16 protein-coding genes and 1 pseudogene are annotated in these 20,303 nt (G+C 66.1%); 8 read left to right on the top strand and 9 right to left on the bottom strand.

What is annotated here, in order from left to right; all coding sequences use genetic code 11:
• Window positions 1–10 precede the first annotated feature (10 nt).
• Window positions 11–781: pseudogene (locus PVZ77_RS25960) on the bottom strand (PAS domain-containing protein); the annotation flags it as partial.
• 214 nt (window positions 782–995) lie between these two features.
• Here PVZ77_RS25960 and glyA point away from each other — a divergent pair.
• The 6 genes from glyA to purU all read left to right on the top strand — a co-directional run bounded on the left by glyA (window position 996) and on the right by purU (window position 8,508).
• Window positions 996–2,249 (top strand): serine hydroxymethyltransferase, encoded by a 1,254-nt coding sequence (glyA, locus tag PVZ77_RS01855; RefSeq protein ID WP_027598628.1) that lies wholly within the window; start codon window positions 996–998, stop codon window positions 2,247–2,249.
• 79 nt (window positions 2,250–2,328) lie between these two features.
• Window positions 2,329–3,579, top strand: a complete 1,251-nt coding sequence (locus PVZ77_RS01850; RefSeq protein WP_017639231.1) for a sarcosine oxidase subunit beta family protein — start codon at window positions 2,329–2,331, stop codon at window positions 3,577–3,579.
• A gap of 11 nt (window positions 3,580–3,590) precedes the next feature.
• Window positions 3,591–3,890 (top strand): sarcosine oxidase subunit delta, encoded by a 300-nt coding sequence (locus PVZ77_RS01845; protein ID WP_017639232.1) that lies wholly within the window; start codon window positions 3,591–3,593, stop codon window positions 3,888–3,890.
• The gene (locus PVZ77_RS01840) at window positions 3,887–6,907 is read left to right on the top strand and encodes a sarcosine oxidase subunit alpha (protein ID WP_115946254.1); all 3,021 of its coding nucleotides are present in this window, start codon (window positions 3,887–3,889) and stop codon (window positions 6,905–6,907) included. The genes PVZ77_RS01845 and PVZ77_RS01840 overlap by 4 nt, the downstream gene beginning before the upstream one ends.
• A gap of 15 nt (window positions 6,908–6,922) precedes the next feature.
• On the top strand, window positions 6,923–7,552 hold the full coding sequence (locus tag PVZ77_RS01835) for a sarcosine oxidase subunit gamma (RefSeq protein WP_042134845.1): 630 nt from the start codon (window positions 6,923–6,925) through the stop codon (window positions 7,550–7,552).
• 98 nt (window positions 7,553–7,650) lie between these two features.
• On the top strand, window positions 7,651–8,508 hold the full coding sequence (gene purU, locus PVZ77_RS01830; protein WP_042134842.1) for a formyltetrahydrofolate deformylase: 858 nt from the start codon (window positions 7,651–7,653) through the stop codon (window positions 8,506–8,508).
• Between the two features lie 275 nt (window positions 8,509–8,783).
• Here purU and choV read toward each other — a convergent pair whose 3' ends face one another.
• From choV to choX, 4 genes are all read right to left on the bottom strand, one after another.
• On the bottom strand, window positions 8,784–10,016 hold the full coding sequence (choV, locus tag PVZ77_RS01825; protein ID WP_027598622.1) for a choline ABC transporter ATP-binding protein: 1,233 nt from the start codon (window positions 10,014–10,016) through the stop codon (window positions 8,784–8,786).
• A 3-nt stretch (window positions 10,017–10,019) separates the two neighbouring features.
• The gene (gene choW / locus PVZ77_RS01820) at window positions 10,020–10,862 is read right to left on the bottom strand and encodes a choline ABC transporter permease subunit (RefSeq protein ID WP_027598621.1); all 843 of its coding nucleotides are present in this window, start codon (window positions 10,860–10,862) and stop codon (window positions 10,020–10,022) included.
• 116 nt (window positions 10,863–10,978) lie between these two features.
• The gene (locus PVZ77_RS01815; RefSeq protein ID WP_027598620.1) at window positions 10,979–11,917 is read right to left on the bottom strand and encodes a choline ABC transporter substrate-binding protein; all 939 of its coding nucleotides are present in this window, start codon (window positions 11,915–11,917) and stop codon (window positions 10,979–10,981) included.
• Window positions 11,918–12,187: 270 nt separating this feature from the next.
• Window positions 12,188–13,126 carry a choline ABC transporter substrate-binding protein gene (gene choX / locus PVZ77_RS01810; RefSeq protein WP_273805578.1) on the bottom strand — a complete coding sequence of 313 codons (939 nt, stop codon included), beginning with the start codon at window positions 13,124–13,126 and terminating at the stop codon, window positions 12,188–12,190.
• Between the two features lie 466 nt (window positions 13,127–13,592).
• On the opposite strand from choX, the gene PVZ77_RS01805 reads away from it, so the two are divergent.
• Window positions 13,593–14,690 (top strand): GlxA family transcriptional regulator, encoded by a 1,098-nt coding sequence (locus PVZ77_RS01805; protein WP_443218019.1) that lies wholly within the window; start codon window positions 13,593–13,595, stop codon window positions 14,688–14,690.
• 15 nt (window positions 14,691–14,705) lie between these two features.
• On the opposite strand, the gene PVZ77_RS01800 is transcribed toward PVZ77_RS01805, so the two are convergent.
• The 3 genes from PVZ77_RS01800 to PVZ77_RS01790 form a co-directional block, all read right to left on the bottom strand.
• Window positions 14,706–15,491 carry an N-acetylmuramoyl-L-alanine amidase gene (locus tag PVZ77_RS01800; RefSeq protein ID WP_042134837.1) on the bottom strand — a complete coding sequence of 262 codons (786 nt, stop codon included), beginning with the start codon at window positions 15,489–15,491 and terminating at the stop codon, window positions 14,706–14,708.
• Between the two features lie 25 nt (window positions 15,492–15,516).
• A complete protein-coding gene (locus PVZ77_RS01795; RefSeq protein WP_042134835.1) occupies window positions 15,517–17,304 on the bottom strand; it encodes a diguanylate cyclase in 1,788 nt (595 codons plus the stop codon).
• A gap of 177 nt (window positions 17,305–17,481) precedes the next feature.
• Window positions 17,482–18,111: a thiol:disulfide interchange protein DsbA/DsbL gene (locus PVZ77_RS01790; protein WP_027598615.1), complete on the bottom strand. Its 630-nt coding sequence runs from the start codon at window positions 18,109–18,111 to the stop codon at window positions 17,482–17,484.
• Between the two features lie 201 nt (window positions 18,112–18,312).
• Between PVZ77_RS01790 and yihA the strand changes: the two genes are divergently transcribed.
• Window positions 18,313–18,951, top strand: a complete 639-nt coding sequence (yihA, locus tag PVZ77_RS01785) for a ribosome biogenesis GTP-binding protein YihA/YsxC (RefSeq protein WP_027598614.1) — start codon at window positions 18,313–18,315, stop codon at window positions 18,949–18,951.
• A gap of 188 nt (window positions 18,952–19,139) precedes the next feature.
• On the opposite strand, the gene argC is transcribed toward yihA, so the two are convergent.
• The gene (gene argC, locus PVZ77_RS01780; RefSeq protein WP_042134831.1) at window positions 19,140–20,093 is read right to left on the bottom strand and encodes an N-acetyl-gamma-glutamyl-phosphate reductase; all 954 of its coding nucleotides are present in this window, start codon (window positions 20,091–20,093) and stop codon (window positions 19,140–19,142) included.
• Window positions 20,094–20,303: the final 210 nt, after the last annotated feature.

Raw genomic sequence — 20,303 nt, 5'->3', positions numbered from 1 at the left:
GCTTTTCCACCCGCTCGCTGATGTCGCTGGCGTACTTGACCACCTTGTATAGCCGACCGGTGGCGTCGTACACCGGGTTGTAGCTCGCCTCCAGCCAGACCACCCGGCCGTGCTTACCCAGCCGCTTGAACTGGCCGCGAAAGAACTCGCCGGCATTGAGGCGGCGCCAGAAGTCGGCGTATTCACTGCTATTGACCAGGGCCGGCTCGCAGAACAGGCGATGCTGCTGGCCCTGGATCTCCTTGAGGCTGTAGCCCAGGGTGGCCAGGAAATTGTCGTTGGCCGTGAGGATGCGCCCGTCCAGGTCGAATTCGATGCGCGCCAGGGCGCGGTCCAAGGCCTTGAGGTTGCTCTGGGCTTCGCTGTCGCGCTCGACCTGGGCGGTGACGTCGAGGGCGTACTTCACCACCTTGGCGATCCTGCCGCTGCTGTCGGGCACCGGGTTGTAGCTGGCTTCCAGCCAGAGGGTACGGCCCTGGGCGTCCAGGCGGTGGAAGGTGCCGGAAACAAACTCGCCGCGCTTGAGGCGGGCCCAGAAATCGCCATAGTCGCGACCCTGCACCACGTTGGCCGGACAGAGCCGGCGATGGTGCTGACCGACCAGGGTGTCGGCACGATAGCCGGTCAGGCGGAGAAAGTTGTCGTTGGCACGCAGGACGGTACCGTCGGGATCGAACTCGATCACCGCCATGGACCGCTCCAGCGCCTGGGTCAGGCCCTGGTTGGCGTGCAACTCGGCCTCCAGCCGAGCGATGGTCTTCTTGTGGTGCGCATTGAACATGGCAGGACTCGCTGGCCGGGGGGGAGGTAGTCAGCCTATCGGCGCGGATCGGAGCGACTTGATGGCACCCGGCGAACGGCAGAACTCGGCCGTTGAGTGGCTGTCGCAAACGCGCCGGCCCGGGGCGTAAACAGGCATCTTGGGGTCTGGGGCCGGGCCTACCATCGCGGCCAAGGGGGTGGTTTTCACCGCCACAGACTTTAGGAGCGCCGCGATGTTCAGCAAGCAGGACCAAATCCAGGGCTACGATGATGCGTTGTTCGCCGCCATGGGCGAGGAAGCGCGGCGCCAGGAGCATCACCTGGAACTGATCGCGTCCGAAAACTACACCAGCCAGCGCGTCATGGAAGCCCAGGGCAGCGTGCTGACCAACAAGTACGCCGAAGGCTATCCGGGCAAGCGCTACTACGGTGGCTGCGAGCATGTGGACAAGGTCGAGCAGCTGGCCATCGAGCGCGCCAAGCAGCTGTTCGGCGCCGACTACGCCAACGTCCAGCCGCACTCCGGTTCCCAGGCCAACTCGGCCGTGTACCTGGCGCTGCTGCAGCCTGGCGACACCATCCTGGGCATGAGCCTGGCCCACGGCGGTCACCTGACCCACGGTGCCAAGGTCAGCTCCTCCGGCAAGCTCTATAACGCCGTACAGTACGGCATCGACACCGACACCGGGCTGATCGACTACGACGAGATCCAGCGTCTGGCCGAAGAGCACAAGCCCAAGATGATCGTGGCGGGTTTCTCCGCCTACTCCAAGACCCTGGACTTCCAGCGCTTTCGCGACATCGCCGATAGCGTGGGTGCTCTGCTGTTCGTCGACATGGCCCACGTGGCCGGTCTGGTCGCCGCCGGGGTCTACCCCAATCCGGTGCCCTTCGCCGACGTGGTGACCACCACCACCCACAAGACCCTGCGCGGCCCCCGTGGCGGCCTGATCCTGTGCAAGGCCAACGCCGACATCGAGAAGAAGCTCAACGCCGCGGTATTCCCGGGGGCCCAGGGCGGTCCGCTGATGCACGTCATCGCCGGCAAGGCGGTGTGCTTCAAGGAAGCCCTCGAGCCGGGCTTCAAGACCTATCAGCAGCAGGTGATCAGGAACGCCCAGGCCATGGCCGGCGTGTTCAAGGCCCGCGGCTTCGACGTGGTCTCCGGTGGCACCGACAACCACCTGTTCCTGGTCAGCCTGATCAAGCAGGGCATCACCGGCAAGGACGCGGACGCCGCCCTGGGGCGCGCCTGCATCACCGTGAACAAGAACGCCGTGCCCAACGATCCCCAGTCGCCCTTCGTGACCTCGGGTCTGCGCATCGGCACCCCGGCCCTGACCACCCGCGGCCTGGGCGTCAGCGAAAGCGAACGCGTCGCCGGCTGGATCTGCGACATCCTCGACCACCTCGGCGATGCCGATGTGGAAGCCCAGGTGGCGCGCCAGGTGGCCGCGCTGTGCCGCGACTACCCGGTTTACCGCTAGTCGCCACGCGCCTGACGCAACCCTTATCCAACCCCTTTCCCCCTTTGCGGAAAGGGGCGTCGTCTGCAGGAGTCTCCAGATGCAACGCTATTCCGGCTTCGGCCTCTTCAAGCACTCCCTGAGCCATCACGAGAACTGGCAGCGGATGTGGCGCACCCCGACGCCCAAGCCGGTGTACGACGTGGTCATCGTCGGCGGTGGCGGTCATGGCCTGGCCACCGCCTACTACCTCGCCAAGCAGTTCGGCGTGAAGAACGTCGCGGTGATCGAGAAAGGCTGGCTGGGCGGCGGCAACACCGCGCGCAACACCACCATCGTCCGCTCCAACTACCTGTGGGACGAATCGGCACACCTCTATGAGCACGCCATGAAGCTGTGGGAAGGCCTGTCCCAGGACCTCAACTACAACGTCATGTTCTCCCAGCGCGGCGTCTACAACCTCTGCCACACCCTGCAGGACATGCGCGATTCCGAGCGCCGGGTCAGCGCCAACCGCTTGAACGGCGTGGACGGCGAACTGCTCGACACCCGCCAGGTGGCCGAGGAGATTCCCTACCTGGACTGCAGCAAGAACACCCGCTACCCGATCTTTGGTGCCACCGTGCAGCGCCGCGGCGGCGTGGCCCGTCACGATGCCGTGGCCTGGGGCTTCGCCCGCGCCGCCGACGCCCTGGGCGTCGACCTGATCCAGCAGACCGAGGTCACCGGCTTCCGCAAGCAGGACGGCAAGGTGATCGGCGTGGAAACCAACCGTGGCTTCATTGGCGCCCGCCGCGTCGGCGTGGTCACCGCCGGCAACTCCGGGCACATGGCCAAGCTGGCCGGCTTCCGCCTGCCGCTGGAGTCCCACCCGCTGCAGGCGCTGGTGTCCGAGCCGATCAAGCCCATCATCGACAGCGTCATCATGTCCAACGCGGTGCACGGCTACATCAGCCAGTCCGACAAGGGCGACCTGGTGATCGGCGCCGGTATCGACAGCTGGGTCGGCTACGGCCAGCGCGGCTCCTACCCGGTGATCGAACACACCCTGCAGGCCATCGTCGAGATGTTCCCGATCCTCTCGCGGGTACGCATGAACCGCCAGTGGGGCGGCATCGTCGACACCTCGCCCGACGCCTGCCCGATCATTTCCAAGACCCCGGTGGAAAATCTGTTCTTCAACTGCGGCTGGGGTACCGGCGGCTTCAAGGCCACCCCGGGCTCGGGCAACGTCTTCGCGGCGTCGCTCGCCTCCGGCGAGATGCATCCGCTGGCCAAGCCTTTCTCCATCGACCGTTTCCACACCGGCGCGCTGATCGACGAACACGGCGCAGCGGCCGTCGCGCACTAAGGAGCCCGAGCATGTTGTACATCCATTGTCCCCACTGCGGGGAACTGCGCTCCGAAGAAGAATTCCACGCCGCCGGCGAGGCGCACATCCCGCGTCCGCTGGATCCCGAGGCCTGCAGCGACGCGGAGTGGGGCGATTACATGTTCTTCCGCGACAACCCGCGCGGCCTGCGTCACGAGCTGTGGGTCCACGCTTCGGGCTGCCGCCAGTACTTCAACGCGACCCGTAACACCGAGACCTACGAAATTCTCGAAACCTATCCGATCGGCGAGCAACCCCGCTTCACCGCCGAGCGAGGAGAGCGCACATGAGCCAGGTCCATCGACTCACCCAGGGCGGTCGCCTGGACCGCAGCCAGGCCATCACCTTCACCTTCAACGGTCAGACCTACCAGGGCTTCAAGGGTGACACCCTGGCCTCGGCCCTCCTGGCCAACGGCGTCGACGTGATCGGCCGCAGCTTCAAGTACTCCCGGCCGCGCGGCATCGTCGCCGCCGGTGCCGAAGAACCCAACGCCATCATGCAGATCGGCGCCACCGAGGCCACCCAGGTGCCCAACGTGCGGGCCACCCAGCAGGCGCTGTACCAGGGCCTGGTCTCCGCCAGCACCAACGGCTGGCCGAGCGTCAACAACGACCTCATGGGCATCCTCGGCAAGGTCGGCGGCAAGATGATGCCGCCCGGGTTCTACTACAAGACCTTCATGTATCCGCAGAACCTGTGGATGACTTACGAGAAGTACATCCGCAAGGCCGCCGGCCTCGGCCGCGCGCCGACCCAGGTCGATCCGGATACCTACGACAACTTCAACCAGCACTGCGACGTGCTGGTGGTGGGCGGCGGCGCCGCCGGCCTGGCCGCCGCCCTGGCCGCCGGTCGCAGCGGCGCCCGGGTGATCCTGGCCGACGAACAGGAAGAATTCGGTGGCAGCCTGCTGGACAGCCGCGAGCGTCTCGACGGCGCCCCGGCCGCCGACTGGGCCGCCAAGGCCGTGGCCGAGCTGCAGGGCCTGGACAACGTGGTGCTGCTGCCGCGCGCCACGGTCAACGGCTACCACGACCACAACTTCCTCACCATCCACGAGCGACTCACCGATCACCTGGGTGATCGCGCGCCCCATGGCCAGGTGCGTCAGCGCCTGCACCGCGTCCGCGCCACCCGCGTGGTGCTGGCCACCGGCGCCCACGAGCGGCCGCTGGTGTACGCCAACAACGACCTGCCGGGCAACATGGTGGCCGGCGCCGTGTCCACCTACATCCGTCGCTATGCGGTGGCCCCAGGTCAGCGCCTGGTGCTGTCCACCAACAACGATTACGCCTACCGCGTGGCCCTGGACTGGCTCGAAGCCGGTCGCCAGGTAGTGGCAGTCGCCGATGCGCGCCCCAATCCCCGCGGCGCCTGGGTCGAGGAAGTGCGCAAGCGTGGCGTGCGCGTCATGGGCGGTACCGCCGTCAGCGAAGCCCGCGGCAATACCCGGGTGACCGGCGCCAAGATCGCCACCATCGATCTGACCGCCTTCCGTACCCTGGGTGGCGGCGAGTGGCTCGATTGCGACCTCATCGCCACCTCCGGCGGCTACAGCCCGGTGGTCCACCTGGCCTCGCACCTGGGCGGTCGTCCGCTGTGGCGCGATGACATCCAGGCCTTCGTGCCCGGTCCGGCGCCGCAGAAGCGCCTCTGCGCCGGTGGCGTGAATGGCGTCTTCGCCTTGGGCGATGTCCTGGCCGACGGTTTCGAGGCCGGCGCCACCGCCGCGGCCGAAGCCGGTGCCAAGGTGGTCAGCGGCGAGCTGCCCCAGGCCGAATTCCGTCAGGAAGAGCCGAGTCTGGCGCTGTTCCAGGTGCCCCACGACAAGCCGTCGTCGCGTGCCCCCAAGCAGTTCGTCGACCTGCAGAACGACGTGACCGCCGCCGGCATCGAGCTGGCCTGCCGCGAGGGCTTCGAGTCCATCGAGCACGTCAAGCGCTACACCGCCATGGGCTTCGGCACCGACCAGGGCAAGCTGGGCAACATCAACGGTCTGGCCATCGCTGCCCGGGTGCAGAGCAAGGCCATCCCGGAAGTCGGCACCACCATGTTCCGCCCGAACTACACGCCTATCACCTTTGGCGCCATCGCCGGACGGCATTGCGGCCACCTGTTCGAGCCCAAGCGCTACACCGCGCTGCATGCCTGGCACCTCAAGCAGGGCGCGCTGTTCGAGGACGTCGGCCAGTGGAAGCGTCCCTGGTACTTCCCCAAGGCGGGCGAGGACCTGCACGCCGCGGTCAATCGCGAGTGCCTGGCCGTGCGCCGCAGCGTCGGCCTGCTCGACGCCTCGACCCTGGGCAAGATCGACATCCAGGGCAAGGACGCGCGGGAATTCCTCAACCGCGTCTACACCAACGCCTGGACCAAGCTGGACATTGGCAAGGCCCGCTACGGCCTGATGTGCAAGGAAGACGGCATGGTCTTCGACGACGGCGTCACCGCCTGTCTCGCCGACAACCACTTCCTTATGACCACCACCACCGGCGGCGCCGCGCGCGTCTTCGAATGGCTGGAGCTCTACCACCAGACCGAATGGCCGGAACTGGAGGTGTACTTCACCTCGGTCACCGACCACTGGGCGACCCTGACCCTGTCCGGTCCCAACAGCCGCAAGCTGCTGGCCAAGCTGACCGACATCGCTCTGGACAACGCCGCCTTCCCCTTCATGGCCTGGAAGGAAGGCCAGGTGGGCGGGGTACCGGCGCGGGTATTCCGTATCTCCTTCACCGGCGAACTCTCCTACGAGATCAACGTGCCGGCCAACTACGCCATGGGCGTACTCGAGCAGGTGGTCGCGGCGGGCAAGGAATTCGACCTGACCCCCTACGGCACCGAGACCATGCACGTGCTGCGGGCGGAGAAGGGCTTCATCATCATCGGGCAGGACACCGATGGTTCGGTCACGCCCCAGGACCTGGGCATGGGCTGGGCGGTGAGCCTGAACAAGAGCTTCTCCTTCATCGGCAAGCGCGGCATGCATCGCCAGGATTGCGTCCGCGAGAATCGCAAGCAGCTGGTCGGCCTCAAGCCCCTGGATGCCCGCGACGTCCTGCCGGAAGGGGCGCAACTGGTGTTCGAGCGCAACCAGCCGATCCCCATGGACATGGTCGGTCACGTGACCTCCAGCTACCACAGCGCGACCCTGGGCTACGGCTTCGCCATGGCCATGGTCAAGGGTGGCCTGGGCCGCATGGGCCAGACCGTCTACGCCCCGCTGGCCGATGGCCGCTACATCGCTGCCGAGATCGTCTCGCCGGTGTTCTACGACCCCAAGGGTGAGCGGCAGAACGTCGCCTAACGAGGATAGCGCCCCATGAACAACATCAATGTCTACGACCAATACTCCGCCACGGCGCGCGCCGAATCCCCGCTGTTCCACGCCGAGCTGAACAAGCTCGCCGGCCGCGGCCCGGCCACCGCCGGGGTGACCCTGCGCGAGCGGGCCCTGCTGGGGCATCTGGTCCTCCGTGGCGACGCCCATGACGAAGGCTTCACTGGCGCGGTGCAGAGTGTGGTCGGCCTGGAAGTGCCCGGTCCGCTGGCAATCACCCAAAAGGGCGAGAGCTCGCTGCAGTGGCTCGGCCCGGACGAGTGGCTGCTGGTGGTGCCTGGTGGCAGCGAGTTCGCCACCGAGCAGGCCCTGCGCCAGGCCCTGGGCGAGCGCCATGTCGCCATCGTCAACGTCGGCGGCGGCCAGACCCTGGTCGAGCTCAAGGGCCCCAAGGTGCGTGAAGTGCTGATGAAGTCCACCTCCTACGACGTCCATCCGAGCAACTTCCCGGTGGGCAAGGCGGTGGGGACGGTGTTCGCCAAGTCCCAGCTGATGATCCGCCATACCGCGGAAGACACCTGGGAGCTGGTGGTGCGACGCAGCTTCGCCGACTACGTCTGGCTGTGGCTGCAGGACGCGAGCGCCGAGTACGGACTGCGCATCGAGGCCTGATCGGTCGCTGCGTCCAGTCGTTCTCTCGAACCCGACCTGCGTGAGGCGCAGGTCGGGTTTTGTGATTCTGGCTTAATCTCCATGCAAAGGAATTCATCATGAGCCGCACGCCCGATACCTGGATTCTCACCGCCCAGAGCCCGAGTCGCCTCGGCACCGTGGACGTGGTCACGCGCTATCTGTTCGAGCAGGGCTGCTATGTCACCCAGCACCACAGCTTCGACGACCGTGAAGCCCAGCGCTTCTTCATCCGGGTGGAATTCCAGGTACCCAGCGACTTCAACGAAGGCCTGTTCCGCGTCGGTCTGGACCTGCGCTTCACGCCCTTCGACATGACCTTCGAACTGACCCCACCCGGCTATCGTGCCAAGGTCGCCATCATGGTCTCCAAGGCCGACCACTGCCTCAACGACCTGCTCTATCGCCAGCGCATCGGCCAGTTGCCCATGGACGTGGTGGCGGTGATCTCCAACCACCCGGATCTGGAGCCCCTGGCGGCCTGGCACGGCATTCCCTATCACCATTTCCCTCTGGATCCCCAGGACAAGCCGGCCCAGGAGGCCAGGGTCTGGCAGGTGCTGCAGGAGACCGGTGCCGAGCTGGTGATCCTCGCGCGCTACATGCAGGTGCTGTCGCCCGAGCTGTGCCGTCGCCTCGACGGCTGGGCGATCAACATTCACCACTCGCTGCTGCCCGGCTTCAAGGGCGCGCGGCCCTATCACCAGGCCTATGCCAAGGGCGTCAAGCTGGTGGGCGCCACGGCGCACTACATCAACAACGACCTGGACGAAGGCCCCATCATCGCCCAGGGCGTCGAGTCGGTGGACCATGCCCACTACGCCGAGGACCTAGTGGCCCGCGGCCGCGACATCGAGTGCCTGACCCTGGCTCGGGCGGTGGGCTATCACCTGGAACGCCGCGTTTTCCTCAACGCCGGGCGGACGGTGGTGCTCTAGGGTTTTCCACTACTTCTCCAGGCAGGCTGCGAGAGCGCCGAGGCGCTCGCAGCCCGCCTGCCTTGTATTACCTCGATCATCTCCTGGTCGCTCGGCGGCACCGTCAGGCGTTGCCGGGGAAGGCGTCTGCGCGTCTGTTGGCCAGGGTCAAAGGCGTAGCTCAGGGGCACGGGAGGCGGGAGCCTGTCAGGCGAGCCTGCTGGCTCTGCCGGCGATGGAGCAGGAGAGGGGCGCACCCGCCTCTGCAGCGGAGAGGCGGGTGGCGGGGCGGGCGGTCAGCCCGCCTGGGACAGGGTGGAGCGGACCGCGGGCGGGGCGACGTCTTCGCCGGCCTTTTCCAGGTTCTTGCCCAGCAGGGCGTGGTAGAGCTCCTTGTCACCAAGGATGCCCACGGCGCGGCCATCGGTCTCCAGCACCAGCTTGTGCCCGGTGTGGTAGCGGATCTCCAGGGCGTCGCGCATACGGATATCGGCCGGTGCCAGGGTCGGCTGGCGTTGCAGGCTGTTGATCGGCATGCCCGGGGTCCAGCGTTGCAGGGCCAGGCTCTCGCCGCCGCGGCGCAGCGCCTTGACCGTCTGGTTGTCCAGTGCCAGCCAGATGTCGTGGCTGCGCTCCAGGCAGATCTCGTTGCCCTCGCGGCCGCACTTGTCCAAGCCGCGCATCAGGCTGTAGCCGCTGAGCACGTTGAGCGGATTGGTGTGGGCGACGAAGGTGCGCACGTATTCGTCCGCCGGATTGAGCACGATGTCCTCGGGACGACCGTGCTGGATGATGCGACCGTCCTTCATGATGGCGATGTTGGTGCCGATCTTGAGGGCTTCGTCGAGGTCGTGGCTGACGAAGACGATGGTCTTGTTGACCTTGGCCTGCAGTTGCAGCAATTCGTCCTGCAGCTGCTGGCGGATCAGCGGATCGAGAGCGGAGAAGGGCTCGTCCATCAGCAGGATGTCGGCGTCCATGGCCAGGGCGCGGGCCAGGCCGACGCGCTGCTGCATGCCACCGGACAGGGAGTCGGGCTTCTTGTTGCGCCATTGGGTCAGGCCGACCAGCTCCAGCTTCTCCTCGACCAGCTTCTTGCGCTCGGCGGCCGAGCGGCCCTGCATCTCCAGACCGAAGCCGACGTTCTCGGCCACGGTCAGCCAGGGCATCAGGGCGAACTTCTGGAACACCATGGCGATGCGGGTGGTGCGCATGTCCTTGAGCACCGCGGGGGAGCAGTTGGCGATGTCCACCTCGCTGCCCTTGTGCTCGATCAGCAGTTTGCCGCGACTCACGGTGTTGAGGCCGTTGATGCAGCGCAGCAGGCTGGACTTGCCCGAGCCGGACAGGCCCATCAGCACGCAGATCTCACCCTTCTGGACCTCCAGGCAGGCGTCTTCGACACCCAGCACCTGGCCGGTCTCCTGGAGGATCTCGCTGCGACCCTTGCCCTGGTCGAGCAGCTCCAAGGCGCGCTTGTTCTGCTTGCCGAAGATGACGTCGACGTGTTCGAAACGTATGGCGGTCATGATTTACTTAACCTCGCGAGGGGCGGGTTGCTTGCACACCCGGTCGAGCAGGATGGCGATCAGGACGATGGACAGGCCGGCTTCGAAGCCCAGGGCGATGTCCGCGGTGTTGAGGGCGTTCACCACCGGCTTGCCGAGGCCGTCGGCACCCACCAGGGCGGCGATCACCACCATGGACAGCGACAGCATGATGCACTGGGTGATGCCGGCGCCGATGCTGGGCATGGCGTGGGGCAGCTCGATGCGGGTCAGCAGCTGCCAACGCGAGCAGCCGAAGGCCTTGCCGGCGTCCATCAGCTCGGCGGGAACGTCCTGAATGCCCAGGCAGGTCAGGCGGATCGGCGCGGCCACGGCGAACACCACCGTGGAAATCAGCCCGGGCACCACGCCCAGGCCGAACAGGGTCAGGGTAGGAATCAGATAAACGAAGGTGGGGACCGTCTGCATCAGGTCCAGGACCGGGCGCAGGCCGGTGTAGAACCAGGGCTTGTGCGCGGCGACGATGCCCAGCGGCACGCCGACGGCGATGCACACCAGGGTGGCGAAGACCACCTGGGCCAGGGTTTCCATGGTTTCCTGCCAGTACCCCAGGTTGAGGATCAGCAGCAGGGAGACGAGGGCGAAGATCACCAGGCCGATGCTGCGTTGCAGCAGATAGACCCCTACCGCGACCAGGGCAATGAAGGCCAGCGGGTTGAACCACATCAGGCCGGCGGTGAGGCCGTGGATGAGGCCGGACAGCACATCGGAGATCTTGTCGAAGACGCTGGCGCCATGCAGCGTCAGCCAGTCGATGAAGTCGGCGATCTGCTGACCGAGAGGGAGCTTGTGGTCGGTAAGTAACATAACGGTGCCCGTCAGGTAGGAGTGGACAGGTCGAAGCACGAGAACCGCGGATTCGTGCTTCGGCTGTGGCAGTACCCGCCCGAACTGGCGCGGGACAGTCGAATGTTATTGTTCTATCAGGGGGCCAGGGTGGCCTTGGCCGCTTCCAGCGCAGGCTTGCCATCGCGGGTGGTCACGCCGGCCAGCCATTGGTCGAGCACCTGCGGATGGGCCTTGAGCCAGGCCTTGGCGGCGGCGCTCGCGGCTTGTTTTTCGTTGAGGACCTTGTCCATCAGCTGGTTTTCCATGTCCAGGGTAAAGGACAGGTTGGTCAGCAGCTTGCCCACGTTGGGGCATTCCTGGACGTAGCCCTTGCGGACGTTGGTGTAGATAGTGGCGCCGCCGAAGTTGGGACCGAAGACGTCGTCGCCGCCTTCGAGATAGGCCATCTTGAAGCGGGTGTTCATCGGATGGGGTTCCCAGCCGAGGAAGACCACCCACTGCTGGCGGCGCTCGGCGCGCTGGATCTGCGACAGCATCCCCGCCTCGCTGGATTCCACCAGCTTGAACTTGCCCAGGTCGAAGGTGTTCTTGTCGATCATGCCCTGGATCAGGCGATTGCCGTCGTTGCCCGGCTCGATGCCATAGATCTTGCCGTCGAACTTGTCGGCGTTCTTGGCGATGTCGGCGAAGCTCTTCACTCCGGCGTCGTAGACGTACTGGGGCACGGCCAGGGTGTACTTGGCGCCCTCCAGGTTGGCGCGCACGGTCTCGACGCTGCCGTTGTCGGCATAGGGTTTGATGTCCGCCGCCATGCTCGGCATCCAGTTGCCGAGGAAGACGTCGATGTCCTTGTTCTGCAAAGACTTGTAGGTGACCGGTACGGAGATCATGTTGGTCGTGGTCTGGTAGCCGAGGGCGTGCAGCACCTCGCTGGTCACGGCCGTGGTCACGGTGATGTCGGTCCAGCCGACATCGGCAAAGCGCACCTTGGCACAGGAAGCCGGTTCAGCCGCCTGAACAGCGAGTGGCGCCAGCAGGGCGGCACTCAAGAGCCAACGGGAACAACCTTTCATGGACACATCTCCTTGCGTTTGGCGGGGTACCTTTCGGTGCGCCCCACGTGTATTTATCTGTAACCCATCCCCCCAGGCTCGCCTACCGCCTGCGTCGCTACCAGTGTACGCGGCGTCGTAACCAGAAGCGGAGATGTCGTATCCAGCGTGAGCCCCAGGGCACGTCCGCGCCCGGAGCGTTGCGGCAGAGCGAGAGCGGCGGGCAGCAGCGTCCCTCGCCGTGGCGGAACGCTGGCCAGAGGCGCTGGCGTCGGCCGAAGCGGCCCTGGATCAGTTGGCCAGACTGGCCTTCACCGCCACGTTGCCCGGCGCGCCGCTGCGGGTGGCGACGCCCTTGAGCCAGGCGTCGAGACGTTCGGGATTGCGCTTGAGCCAGTTGCGCACGGCGCGACGCGGATTGTCCTTTTCATTGAGCACCCGATCCATCAGCTGGTTTTCCATGTCCAGGGAAAACACCAGGTTGCCCAGCAGCCGGGCCACGTTGGGGCACTGCTGGGCGTAGCCCTTGCGCACCACCGTGTAGACCGTCGCCCCGCCCTGGTTCGGCCCGAAATACTCGTCGCCACCGTCGAGGTAGGCCAGCTTGTGCCGGACGTTCATCGGATGGGGTTCCCAGCCGAGAAAGACGATCCACTGGTGGTCCAGCAGTTCCTTCATCCGCACCTGGGTGAGCATGCCCTGCTCGCTGGATTCATCGAGCTTGAAGTCGCCCAGGCCGAAGGCGTTGCTGGCGATCATCTTCTTCACTAGGGCATTGCCGTCGTTGCCGGGCTCGATGCCGTAGAGGGTGTGATCGAAGCGCTCGGCGAAGCGGGCGATATCGGCGAAGTTCTTCACCCCGGCGTCATAGACGTACTGGGGGACCGCCAGGGTGTAGCGGGCCCCTTCCAGGTTGGCGTGCAGGCGTTCGACCGCACCCGCATCAACCCGCGGCTGACTGAGCTTGGCCTGCGCCGGCATCCAGTTGCCGAGAAAGACATCGGCTTCGCCCGCGGCCAGGGCGTCGTAGGTCTGCGGCAGGGACAGGCGCAGCACCTCGGTCTCGTAGCCGAGGGCTCTGAGCAGATAGCGGGCCGTGGCGTTGGTGATATTGAGATCCGACCAGCCGACATCGGCCAGGCGTACTTGCTGACAATTCTCGGCTTCGCCTGCCTGTACGGCAGCGCTCAGCAACAGACCGGACAACCACAGCGCTGGGGAGATTTTCATCCTGAACTCTAGGGGTCGCGAGGGGAAGGGCCGCTGGCCGCTGCACGTACCGGTCCGTCTGACCCGGGGCCTGGTGGCTTTTCGCCATAAGTGGCCAGAAGGGCGACGGACGGTCGTAGGGCCTGACCTACAACCGTGCCCGTTGAGTCGCCATGCCACATTTTGGCGCGCGTCGGTTACGTCCCGGTGTTACCGATGGCGTTTATCTGGCGAAGTGCCATCGGCAAAGGGTCGGTCTCGGATCAGAAAGGTCGCAAATAAAAACCCTAGCTAATCAACGTCATTGAGCGCTGCTGAATGGGTTGTTCGTGCCAGACAGCTTGCCTGGACAGGGGTTCACCCAGTTTCGGCATGGGAATTGCGACATGACTTATGCGTCCGCGACACATCTTTCGCCCAACGTTGTCCGCCGCACCTCATTAGAGCCCAGCCAAGGGCCCCAGCCTGCGTGAAGGAGATTCAAACCATGTCGCCCATTCCCACCTCGCCACAGGCCCGTGCGATCCAGTCCATCGGCTTTCTGCTGCTGGACAACTTCACACTCATTTCCCTGGCGTCGGTGGTGGAGCCGCTGCGCATGGCCAACCAGCTGTCGGGACGGGAACTCTATCGCTGGTGCACCCTGAGCCTGGACGGCCGACCGGTGCGGGCGAGCGATGGCCTGCAGATCACCCCGGACAGCGCCGTGAGCGCCGCCCCGGTGATGGACATGGTGATCGTCTGCGGCGGCGTGGGCATCCAGCGTAGCGTGTCGCGCGAACATTGCACCTGGCTGCAGAGCCAAGCGCGCCAGGGCCGCAAGCTGGGCGCGGTCTGTACCGGCAGCTGGGCCCTGGCCCGGGCCGGCCTGCTCGACGGCTACGACTGCAGCGTGCACTGGGAAACCCTGGCGGCCCTGCAGGAAGCCTATCCGCGCGTGGTGCTCAGCACCCGCCTGTTCACCATCGACCGCAATCGCTGCACCGCCTCGGGCGGCACCGCGCCGATGGACATGATGCTGCACCTGATCGGTCGCGAGCATGGCCGCGAGCTGTCGGCGGCGATCTCGGAAATGTTCATCTACGAGCGCATCCGCAACGAGCAGGATCACCAGCGCGTCCCTCTCAAGCACATGCTGGGCACCAACCAGCCCAAGCTGCAGGAAATCGTGGCGCTGATGGAAGCCAACCTCGAAGAACCCATCGACCTCGACGAACTGGCGGTCTACGTGGACGTGTCCCGACGCCAGCTGGAGCGGCTGTTCCAGAAGTACCTGCACTGCTCGCCGTCGCGCTACTACCTCAAGCTGCGGCTGATCCGCGCCCGGCAGCTGCTCAAGCAGACCACCCTGTCGATCATCGAGGTGGCCTCGGTGTGCGGCTTCGTCTCCACTCCGCACTTTTCCAAGTGCTACCGCGAATACTTCGGCATCCCGCCGCGTGACGAGCGCCAGGGTCCGACCATCCAGCAGCCCATTGCGCTAATGCCGCTGTCCCAGGAATTGTCGCTGATGCCGGCCTCGTCCGCGCTGGCGGCCCTGAGCCAGGCCCAGGGCGAATCCACCTTTGCCAGCGTGCGGCTGTAAGCCGCCTGCGGCCGCCTAGCGACCGCTGGGCAGGCTGAGCAGCAGCGCCGCCGTCTGCAGATCCGGCTGGCCGTCGAAGCGGCCCGGCCGGTACTTCATCTGGAAAGCGCCGATCACATCGCGGGTGGCCGCATCGAGCACGCCAGTGCGGGGCACCGTATAGCCGATCCGTGCCAGCTGATCCTGGAACCAGGCCGGGGGTGGCAGCACGCCCCCCAGGCTGGCCTGGCGCTGGGCGACCACCGCCGGATCCGGCCAGTTGATCAGGCCCGCGGCGGCCAGGCGCGCCCAGGGAAACAGCGGACCCGGATCCTGCTTGCGCCCCGGGGCGATGTCGCTGTGGCCAACGATGGCGCGGCGATCCAGGCCGTGGCGTTGTTCGATGTCCTTGAGCAGCGGGATCAGCGCCTTGATCTGGGCTTCGCTGAAGGGATACCACTGGCGTCCGGCCGGGGTGTCGCGAAAGCCCAGGTTGACCATCTCGATGCCGATGGAGGTGGAATTGAGCCAGGTGCGGCCTTCCCATTCGCTCACGCCGGCATGCCAGGCGCGGCGATTCTCGTCCACCAGGCGATAGATGGTGCCGTCGGTATCGATCAGGTAGTGGGCGCTGACGCCGGCCTGGGTCAGCAGCTTGAGCGACTGCTTGGAATCGGCCGCAGTGTAGTGCAGCACGATGTACTGCACCCGACTGTCCTGATCGCGGGCGGTGTAGTCGTCATTGATGCGCGGACCGCTGGAACAGCCGGCCAGGAGCAGGCCGCAGAGCAGCCAGGGGAGGAGCTTGAAGGGCTTTCGCACGATTACCTCGCGAACGTGGAAGGGGTCAGGCCACGTCCAGGCGATCGCGTCCGGCGCGCTTGGCGCGGTAGAGCGCCTGGTCGGCACGCTCGAATACGGTATCGGCATCCTCGCCCGGCGCAAAGGCCGCGAGACCAGCGGACAGGGTGATCACCACCCGTTCGCCCTTGAAATGGAAGGGGCAGGCGGCGACCGCGGCACGCAGCTGCTCGATCAGGGTGACCCCGCCGGCGACCGGCGTGGCACCCAGTAGCATGACGAATTCCTCGCCGCCGAAGCGGGCGATGAAGTCGGTCTTGCGCAGGCGACGCTGCAATTCGCTGGCGATGATCTTGAGCACCTTGTCACCGGCCAGGTGGCCGTAGCCATCGTTGATGCGCTTGAACAGATCGACGTCGAGCACCGCCAGCAGCAGGTCGCCGCCGTGGCGCTGCCAGCGGGCCACCTCCAGCTCCAGGCGCTCGCTCCAGGCGGCGCGATTGGGCAACCCGGTGAGGGGGTCGCAGAGGGCTTTCTGCCGCTGTTCTTCCAGATGGCCGCGATACTGCTGGGCCTCGCGCTCCATGCCGGCGACGCGCTCGGTGAGAGCGCTGAGTCTTTCGCTGGCTTCCTGCTCGCGGGTCTCGCGCTGGCTCTGCTGGTCGGCCAGGCTGGTCAGCAGGCCTTCCAGGCGGCTGTCGAGCGACAGCTTGAGGCTGTCCAGGTCGGTCGCCTCCTGCACCTCGTTCTGCAATTCATTGACCTGGCCACGCAGGGCGTCGCCAAAGGCGCGCTCCTGGGTCTGGCCGTCCTGGCGCCCGACATGGACGTCCTGCAAACCGGTCTGGAAGGCGGCGAGGCGCTCGTTGAGGCGGCGCAGGTAGAGCTGGAATTCGCTCTGCCCGGAATGGTTGAGCGCCAGCACCAGCACCGACAGATCGTCGAGCACCGGCACCAGTTCGTACCAGTTCAGACTGCCCTGGATGCGCTGGCGCAGGTGCTCGGCCTGGGGCTTGTGGCTGTCCGGCAGCGCCAGGTCGTCGAGCAGCCGCAGCAGGGTGGCTTCCAGGTGCGGGGCAATGGCGCTGTAGCCGGGTTCGGGCACCGGGGGCAGGGCATAGGCCGGATCGGCCTGGACTGCCAGGGGCTCTACAGGGGCTTCAGATGGCGCAGCGGCTATACCTTCGACCGGCAGCGGCGGCGGTTCGGGCGTTGCCAGCGCCTCCGTCGCTGGCGAGGCTACTGGCGCCGGCGAAGCGTCTGTAGCTAGCGGACTCGACGCGGTCGCCGGCGCCTCTTCCGCCGCCTCGCCTCGACCGCCCAGCAGGCGCTGCAGGAAACCGGCGCGGGCGGGCTGTTCGGGGTGCAGCTGACTCAGCGCCTGTTGCTGCAGACGGCTGAATTCACCGAGCAGCGCGGGCAATTCACCCGGTTGGTCGGCCGCGGCCTGGGCGCGCTTGGCGAAACCCTTGAGCGCCTTGCGCTGGTCGCGCGGCAACTCCAGGGTCTGCAAGAGCCGGCAGAGTTCGGCAAAGGCCTCGGCCACCTGGCGCGCACGCAATTCCCGGCGCTGCTCGGAGTCGAGCACAGTGCGCTCCAGGCGCGGAATCAGCTTGGCGAGGTCGGCGTCGCTGTCGTCACGGCGGAGGATGTCGCGCAGTTCGACCAGGCAGGCGTCCACCGCCGCGTCGTTGCCTTCGGCGGCCAGGCTGCTGCGCACGAGGCCACGACGCACCAGGTCCAGGCGGTTTTCCCACCGGCTTTCCAGGCGTTCGAGATTCTCGAGGCTCTCCAGGTATTTGCTTTTCCAGCGTTCGACGTCCGCGCGCTCCATCCGCCCGCTCCAAAGGCTTGAGGGTGGCCAGCAGGCAGGCACGACGGGGCGGCCAGCCGACTTGATAGTGGCTAGGGTATCGGCGGTTTCGGGGAAAGTTTGAGCAGGACGACCGGAGGCCGCTTGAGAGGGACGAGCTGAGGAGCCGCCGCCGCGGGACGCGGCGGCGGGTAACGCTTACTTGGCGGCGCGTTCTTTCTGGATCAGGAAGTCGGCGACCTTCAGGGTCTCGTCCGGACCACCCGAGGAGCCCAGGTCGAAGCGGTACTTGCCGTTGACCACCATGGTCGGCACGCCGGTGATCTGGTAGGCCATGGCCAGTTTCTTGTCCTTTTCCACCTGACCCTTCACGGCGAAGGAGTTGTAGGTGCTGAGGAACTTGTCACGATCCACGCCTTGGGTGGCGAGGAAATCGGCCATCTCTTCGGGGGTGGCCAGCTTCTTGTGCTCCTTGTGGATGGCGGCGAAGACGGCGTCATGCACCTTGGCTTCCACGCCCATGGCTTCCAGGGTCACGAACAGCTGACCGTGGACGTTCCAGATGCCGCCGAACATGGCCGGCACGCGCTTGAAGGCGACGTCATCGGGCAGCTTCTTGGACCAGGCGTTGAGGGTGGGCTCGAAGGCATAGCAGTGCGGGCAGCCGTACCAGAACAGCTCAACTACTTCGATCTTGCCGGGTTCGGACACCGGAACCGGACTGCTCAGTTCGGTGTACTGCTTGCCGGCCTGGATGTCGTCGGCATGGGCGGCCGCGCCGAACAGACTGGCGGCGGCGAACACGGCGGAGAAAAGCAGGTTGCGCATGGGACTACTCCTGGAAGAAGGCACGCCCACCAACCGGGCATGACGGATTGCGGGCATTGTAGCCGGGTGCATCGCCGCGCCTAGTCGCCGGCGCGCCCGAGGCCGGCCATGTTCAGGCTTCGTTCAGGTTGCCGGGGGCACGGCTCTCGCCCGGCGCATCCGATATACTGCTGGCTTTGCCGCGCGCTCGCGAGTACCCCCATGTCCAGCTTCAAGAATCCCATCGTCGGTCTGTGCCAGCAGGCGTCCTTTCTCATCAGCGCCGCCAAGGTCGATCAGTGCCCGCTCGACAGCGGCCTGGAAGTGGCCTTCGCCGGTCGCTCCAACGCCGGCAAGTCCAGTGCGCTCAACACCCTGACCCACGCCAATCTGGCGCGTACCTCCAAGACGCCGGGGCGGACCCAGCTGCTCAACTTCTTCAGCCTCGACGACGAGCGGCGCCTGGTGGACCTGCCCGGCTATGGCTACGCCAAGGTGCCGATTCCGCTCAAGCAGCACTGGCAGGAGCACCTGGAGGCCTATCTGAGCAGCCGCAATTCGCTCAGCGGCGTGGTGCTGATGATGGACATCCGCCATCCGCTGACCGAATTCGACCGCCTGATGCTGGACTGGGCCCAGGCCAGCTCCATGCCGCTGCACATCCTGCTGACCAAGGCCGACAAGCTGGCCTTCGGCGCCCAGAAGAATGCCCTGCTCAAGGTGCAGCGCGACGTACGCCAGGGCTGGGGCGATACCGCCAGCATCCAGCTGTTCTCGGCGCCCAAGCGTCAGGGCGTGGAAGACGCGCAGCGTGTGCTGGCCCGCTGGCTGGGCCTCGACGAGCCCGTCGCCGAGGCATAAAAAAACTCCGGACTTCCATCGGGGGAGGGGAGAAGTCCGGAGTTCAAGACTGGACCGCCAAGCAGGGGTCCAGCATCTGCCAACACTAAACAGCAAAGGAGCAGAACGGCTATCCAAACCGTTCAGCAGTTCAGACGGGGCGCCAGGAAAAAGGTTCGCCCCGTCCGAGCAGAAAGCCGGCGCCCTGACTAGCGGCCGCTGGCGAGCCCCAGACCCTCGTCGGCGCCCAGGTGCACGTTCATGCACTGGACCGCAGCACCTGCCGCGCCCTTGCCCAGGTTGTCCAGGCGCGCCACCAGCGTCATCCGCTCGGCATTGCCATAGACGAAGAGATCGGCGCGGTTGGTGTCGTTGCTGGCCTGGACGTCGAAGAAGCCATTGTCCAGCTCCTCCTCGGCGGCCACCGGGGCCACCCGAATGAAGGCTTCGCCGTCATAGTGACGGGCCAGCGCCGCCTGCAGGTCGGCAGCGGTGGTGCCCGGGCGCAGCTGGCTGGCATGCAGCGGAATGGTCACCGCCAGGCCCTTGAGGAAGGGGCCGACGATGGGGCTGAACACCGGCGCGGCGGCCAGACCGCTCTGCACGCGCATTTCCGGCAGGTGCTTGTGGCCCTGGCCCATGGCATAGGGGCGCGGACTCAGCAGGCGCGCATCGCCGCCGGCTTCGTAGGCGGCGATCATCTGCTTGCCGCCACCGCTGTAGCCGGTCAGGGAAAAGGCCGACAGCGGGGTGTCCGGGGCCAGCAGACCGGCATCCACCAGCGGCCGGGCCAGCAGGATGAAGGCGGTGGCGTGGCAACCGGGGTTGGCGATGCGCTTGCTGGCGCGCAGCGCTTCGCGCTGACCGGCCGCCAGTTCCGGCAGGCCGTAGGTCCAGCTGCTGTCGGTGCGGAAGGCGGTGCTGGCGTCGATGATGCAGGTGTTGGGATTGGTCACCAGGCTGACCGCTTCGCGGGAGGCGGCATCGGGCAGGCAGAGGAAGGCCACGTCGGCGGCATTGAGGAAGCGCGCACGCTCGGCCGGATCCTTGCGCTTGCTCTCGTCGATGCGCAGCAGTTCGATGTCCGAACGGCCGGTCAGGTAGTCCAGCAGACGCAGGCCGGTGGTGCCTTCCTGGCCGTCGACGAAAACTTTGAAGCTCATGGCGGTGCCTCTCGCGGATGGGCGCTGAAAGCCTCGATTGTAGCGACTCGGACAGATCAGGCATACGCCGCAGGCAGGTGATACAGCCGTATCCCGTCCGACCGGCGCAGTGAGCCGTGCCAGAGTGGTTCGGACAGGAGTGACAGGTACAGATCCGAGATTTGGAATTTTGTACGGATACAGTATTCTTTAGCTGTAAGTGGTCTGGTT

The sequence above is a fragment of the Pseudomonas sp. SHLD1 genome (genome assembly GCF_028640935.1).
GTDB classification, from domain to species: Bacteria; Pseudomonadota; Gammaproteobacteria; order Pseudomonadales; family Pseudomonadaceae; genus Chryseomonas; species Chryseomonas aestiva.
This window is presented reverse-complemented; position numbering and strand designations above follow the sequence as displayed.

Bases quoted from the DNA above. Each gene is read 5' to 3' on its own strand.
- glyA (WP_027598628.1), top strand. From the start codon at position 996: ATGTTCAGCAAGCAGGACCAAATCCAGGGCTACGATGATGCGTTGTTC.
- PVZ77_RS01850 (WP_017639231.1), top strand. From the start codon at position 2,329: ATGCAACGCTATTCCGGCTTCGGCCTCTTCAAGCACTCCCTGAGCCAT.
- PVZ77_RS01845 (WP_017639232.1), top strand. From the start codon at position 3,591: ATGTTGTACATCCATTGTCCCCACTGCGGGGAACTGCGCTCCGAAGAA.
- PVZ77_RS01840 (WP_115946254.1), top strand. From the start codon at position 3,887: ATGAGCCAGGTCCATCGACTCACCCAGGGCGGTCGCCTGGACCGCAGC.
- PVZ77_RS01835 (WP_042134845.1), top strand. From the start codon at position 6,923: ATGAACAACATCAATGTCTACGACCAATACTCCGCCACGGCGCGCGCC.
- purU (WP_042134842.1), top strand. From the start codon at position 7,651: ATGAGCCGCACGCCCGATACCTGGATTCTCACCGCCCAGAGCCCGAGT.
- choV (WP_027598622.1), bottom strand. From the start codon at position 10,016: ATGACCGCCATACGTTTCGAACACGTCGACGTCATCTTCGGCAAGCAG.
- choW (WP_027598621.1), bottom strand. From the start codon at position 10,862: ATGTTACTTACCGACCACAAGCTCCCTCTCGGTCAGCAGATCGCCGAC.
- PVZ77_RS01815 (WP_027598620.1), bottom strand. From the start codon at position 11,917: ATGAAAGGTTGTTCCCGTTGGCTCTTGAGTGCCGCCCTGCTGGCGCCA.
- choX (WP_273805578.1), bottom strand. From the start codon at position 13,126: ATGAAAATCTCCCCAGCGCTGTGGTTGTCCGGTCTGTTGCTGAGCGCT.
- PVZ77_RS01805 (WP_443218019.1), top strand. From the start codon at position 13,593: ATGTCGCCCATTCCCACCTCGCCACAGGCCCGTGCGATCCAGTCCATC.
- PVZ77_RS01795 (WP_042134835.1), bottom strand. From the start codon at position 17,304: ATGGAGCGCGCGGACGTCGAACGCTGGAAAAGCAAATACCTGGAGAGC.
- PVZ77_RS01790 (WP_027598615.1), bottom strand. From the start codon at position 18,111: ATGCGCAACCTGCTTTTCTCCGCCGTGTTCGCCGCCGCCAGTCTGTTC.
- yihA (WP_027598614.1), top strand. From the start codon at position 18,313: ATGTCCAGCTTCAAGAATCCCATCGTCGGTCTGTGCCAGCAGGCGTCC.
- argC (WP_042134831.1), bottom strand. From the start codon at position 20,093: ATGAGCTTCAAAGTTTTCGTCGACGGCCAGGAAGGCACCACCGGCCTG.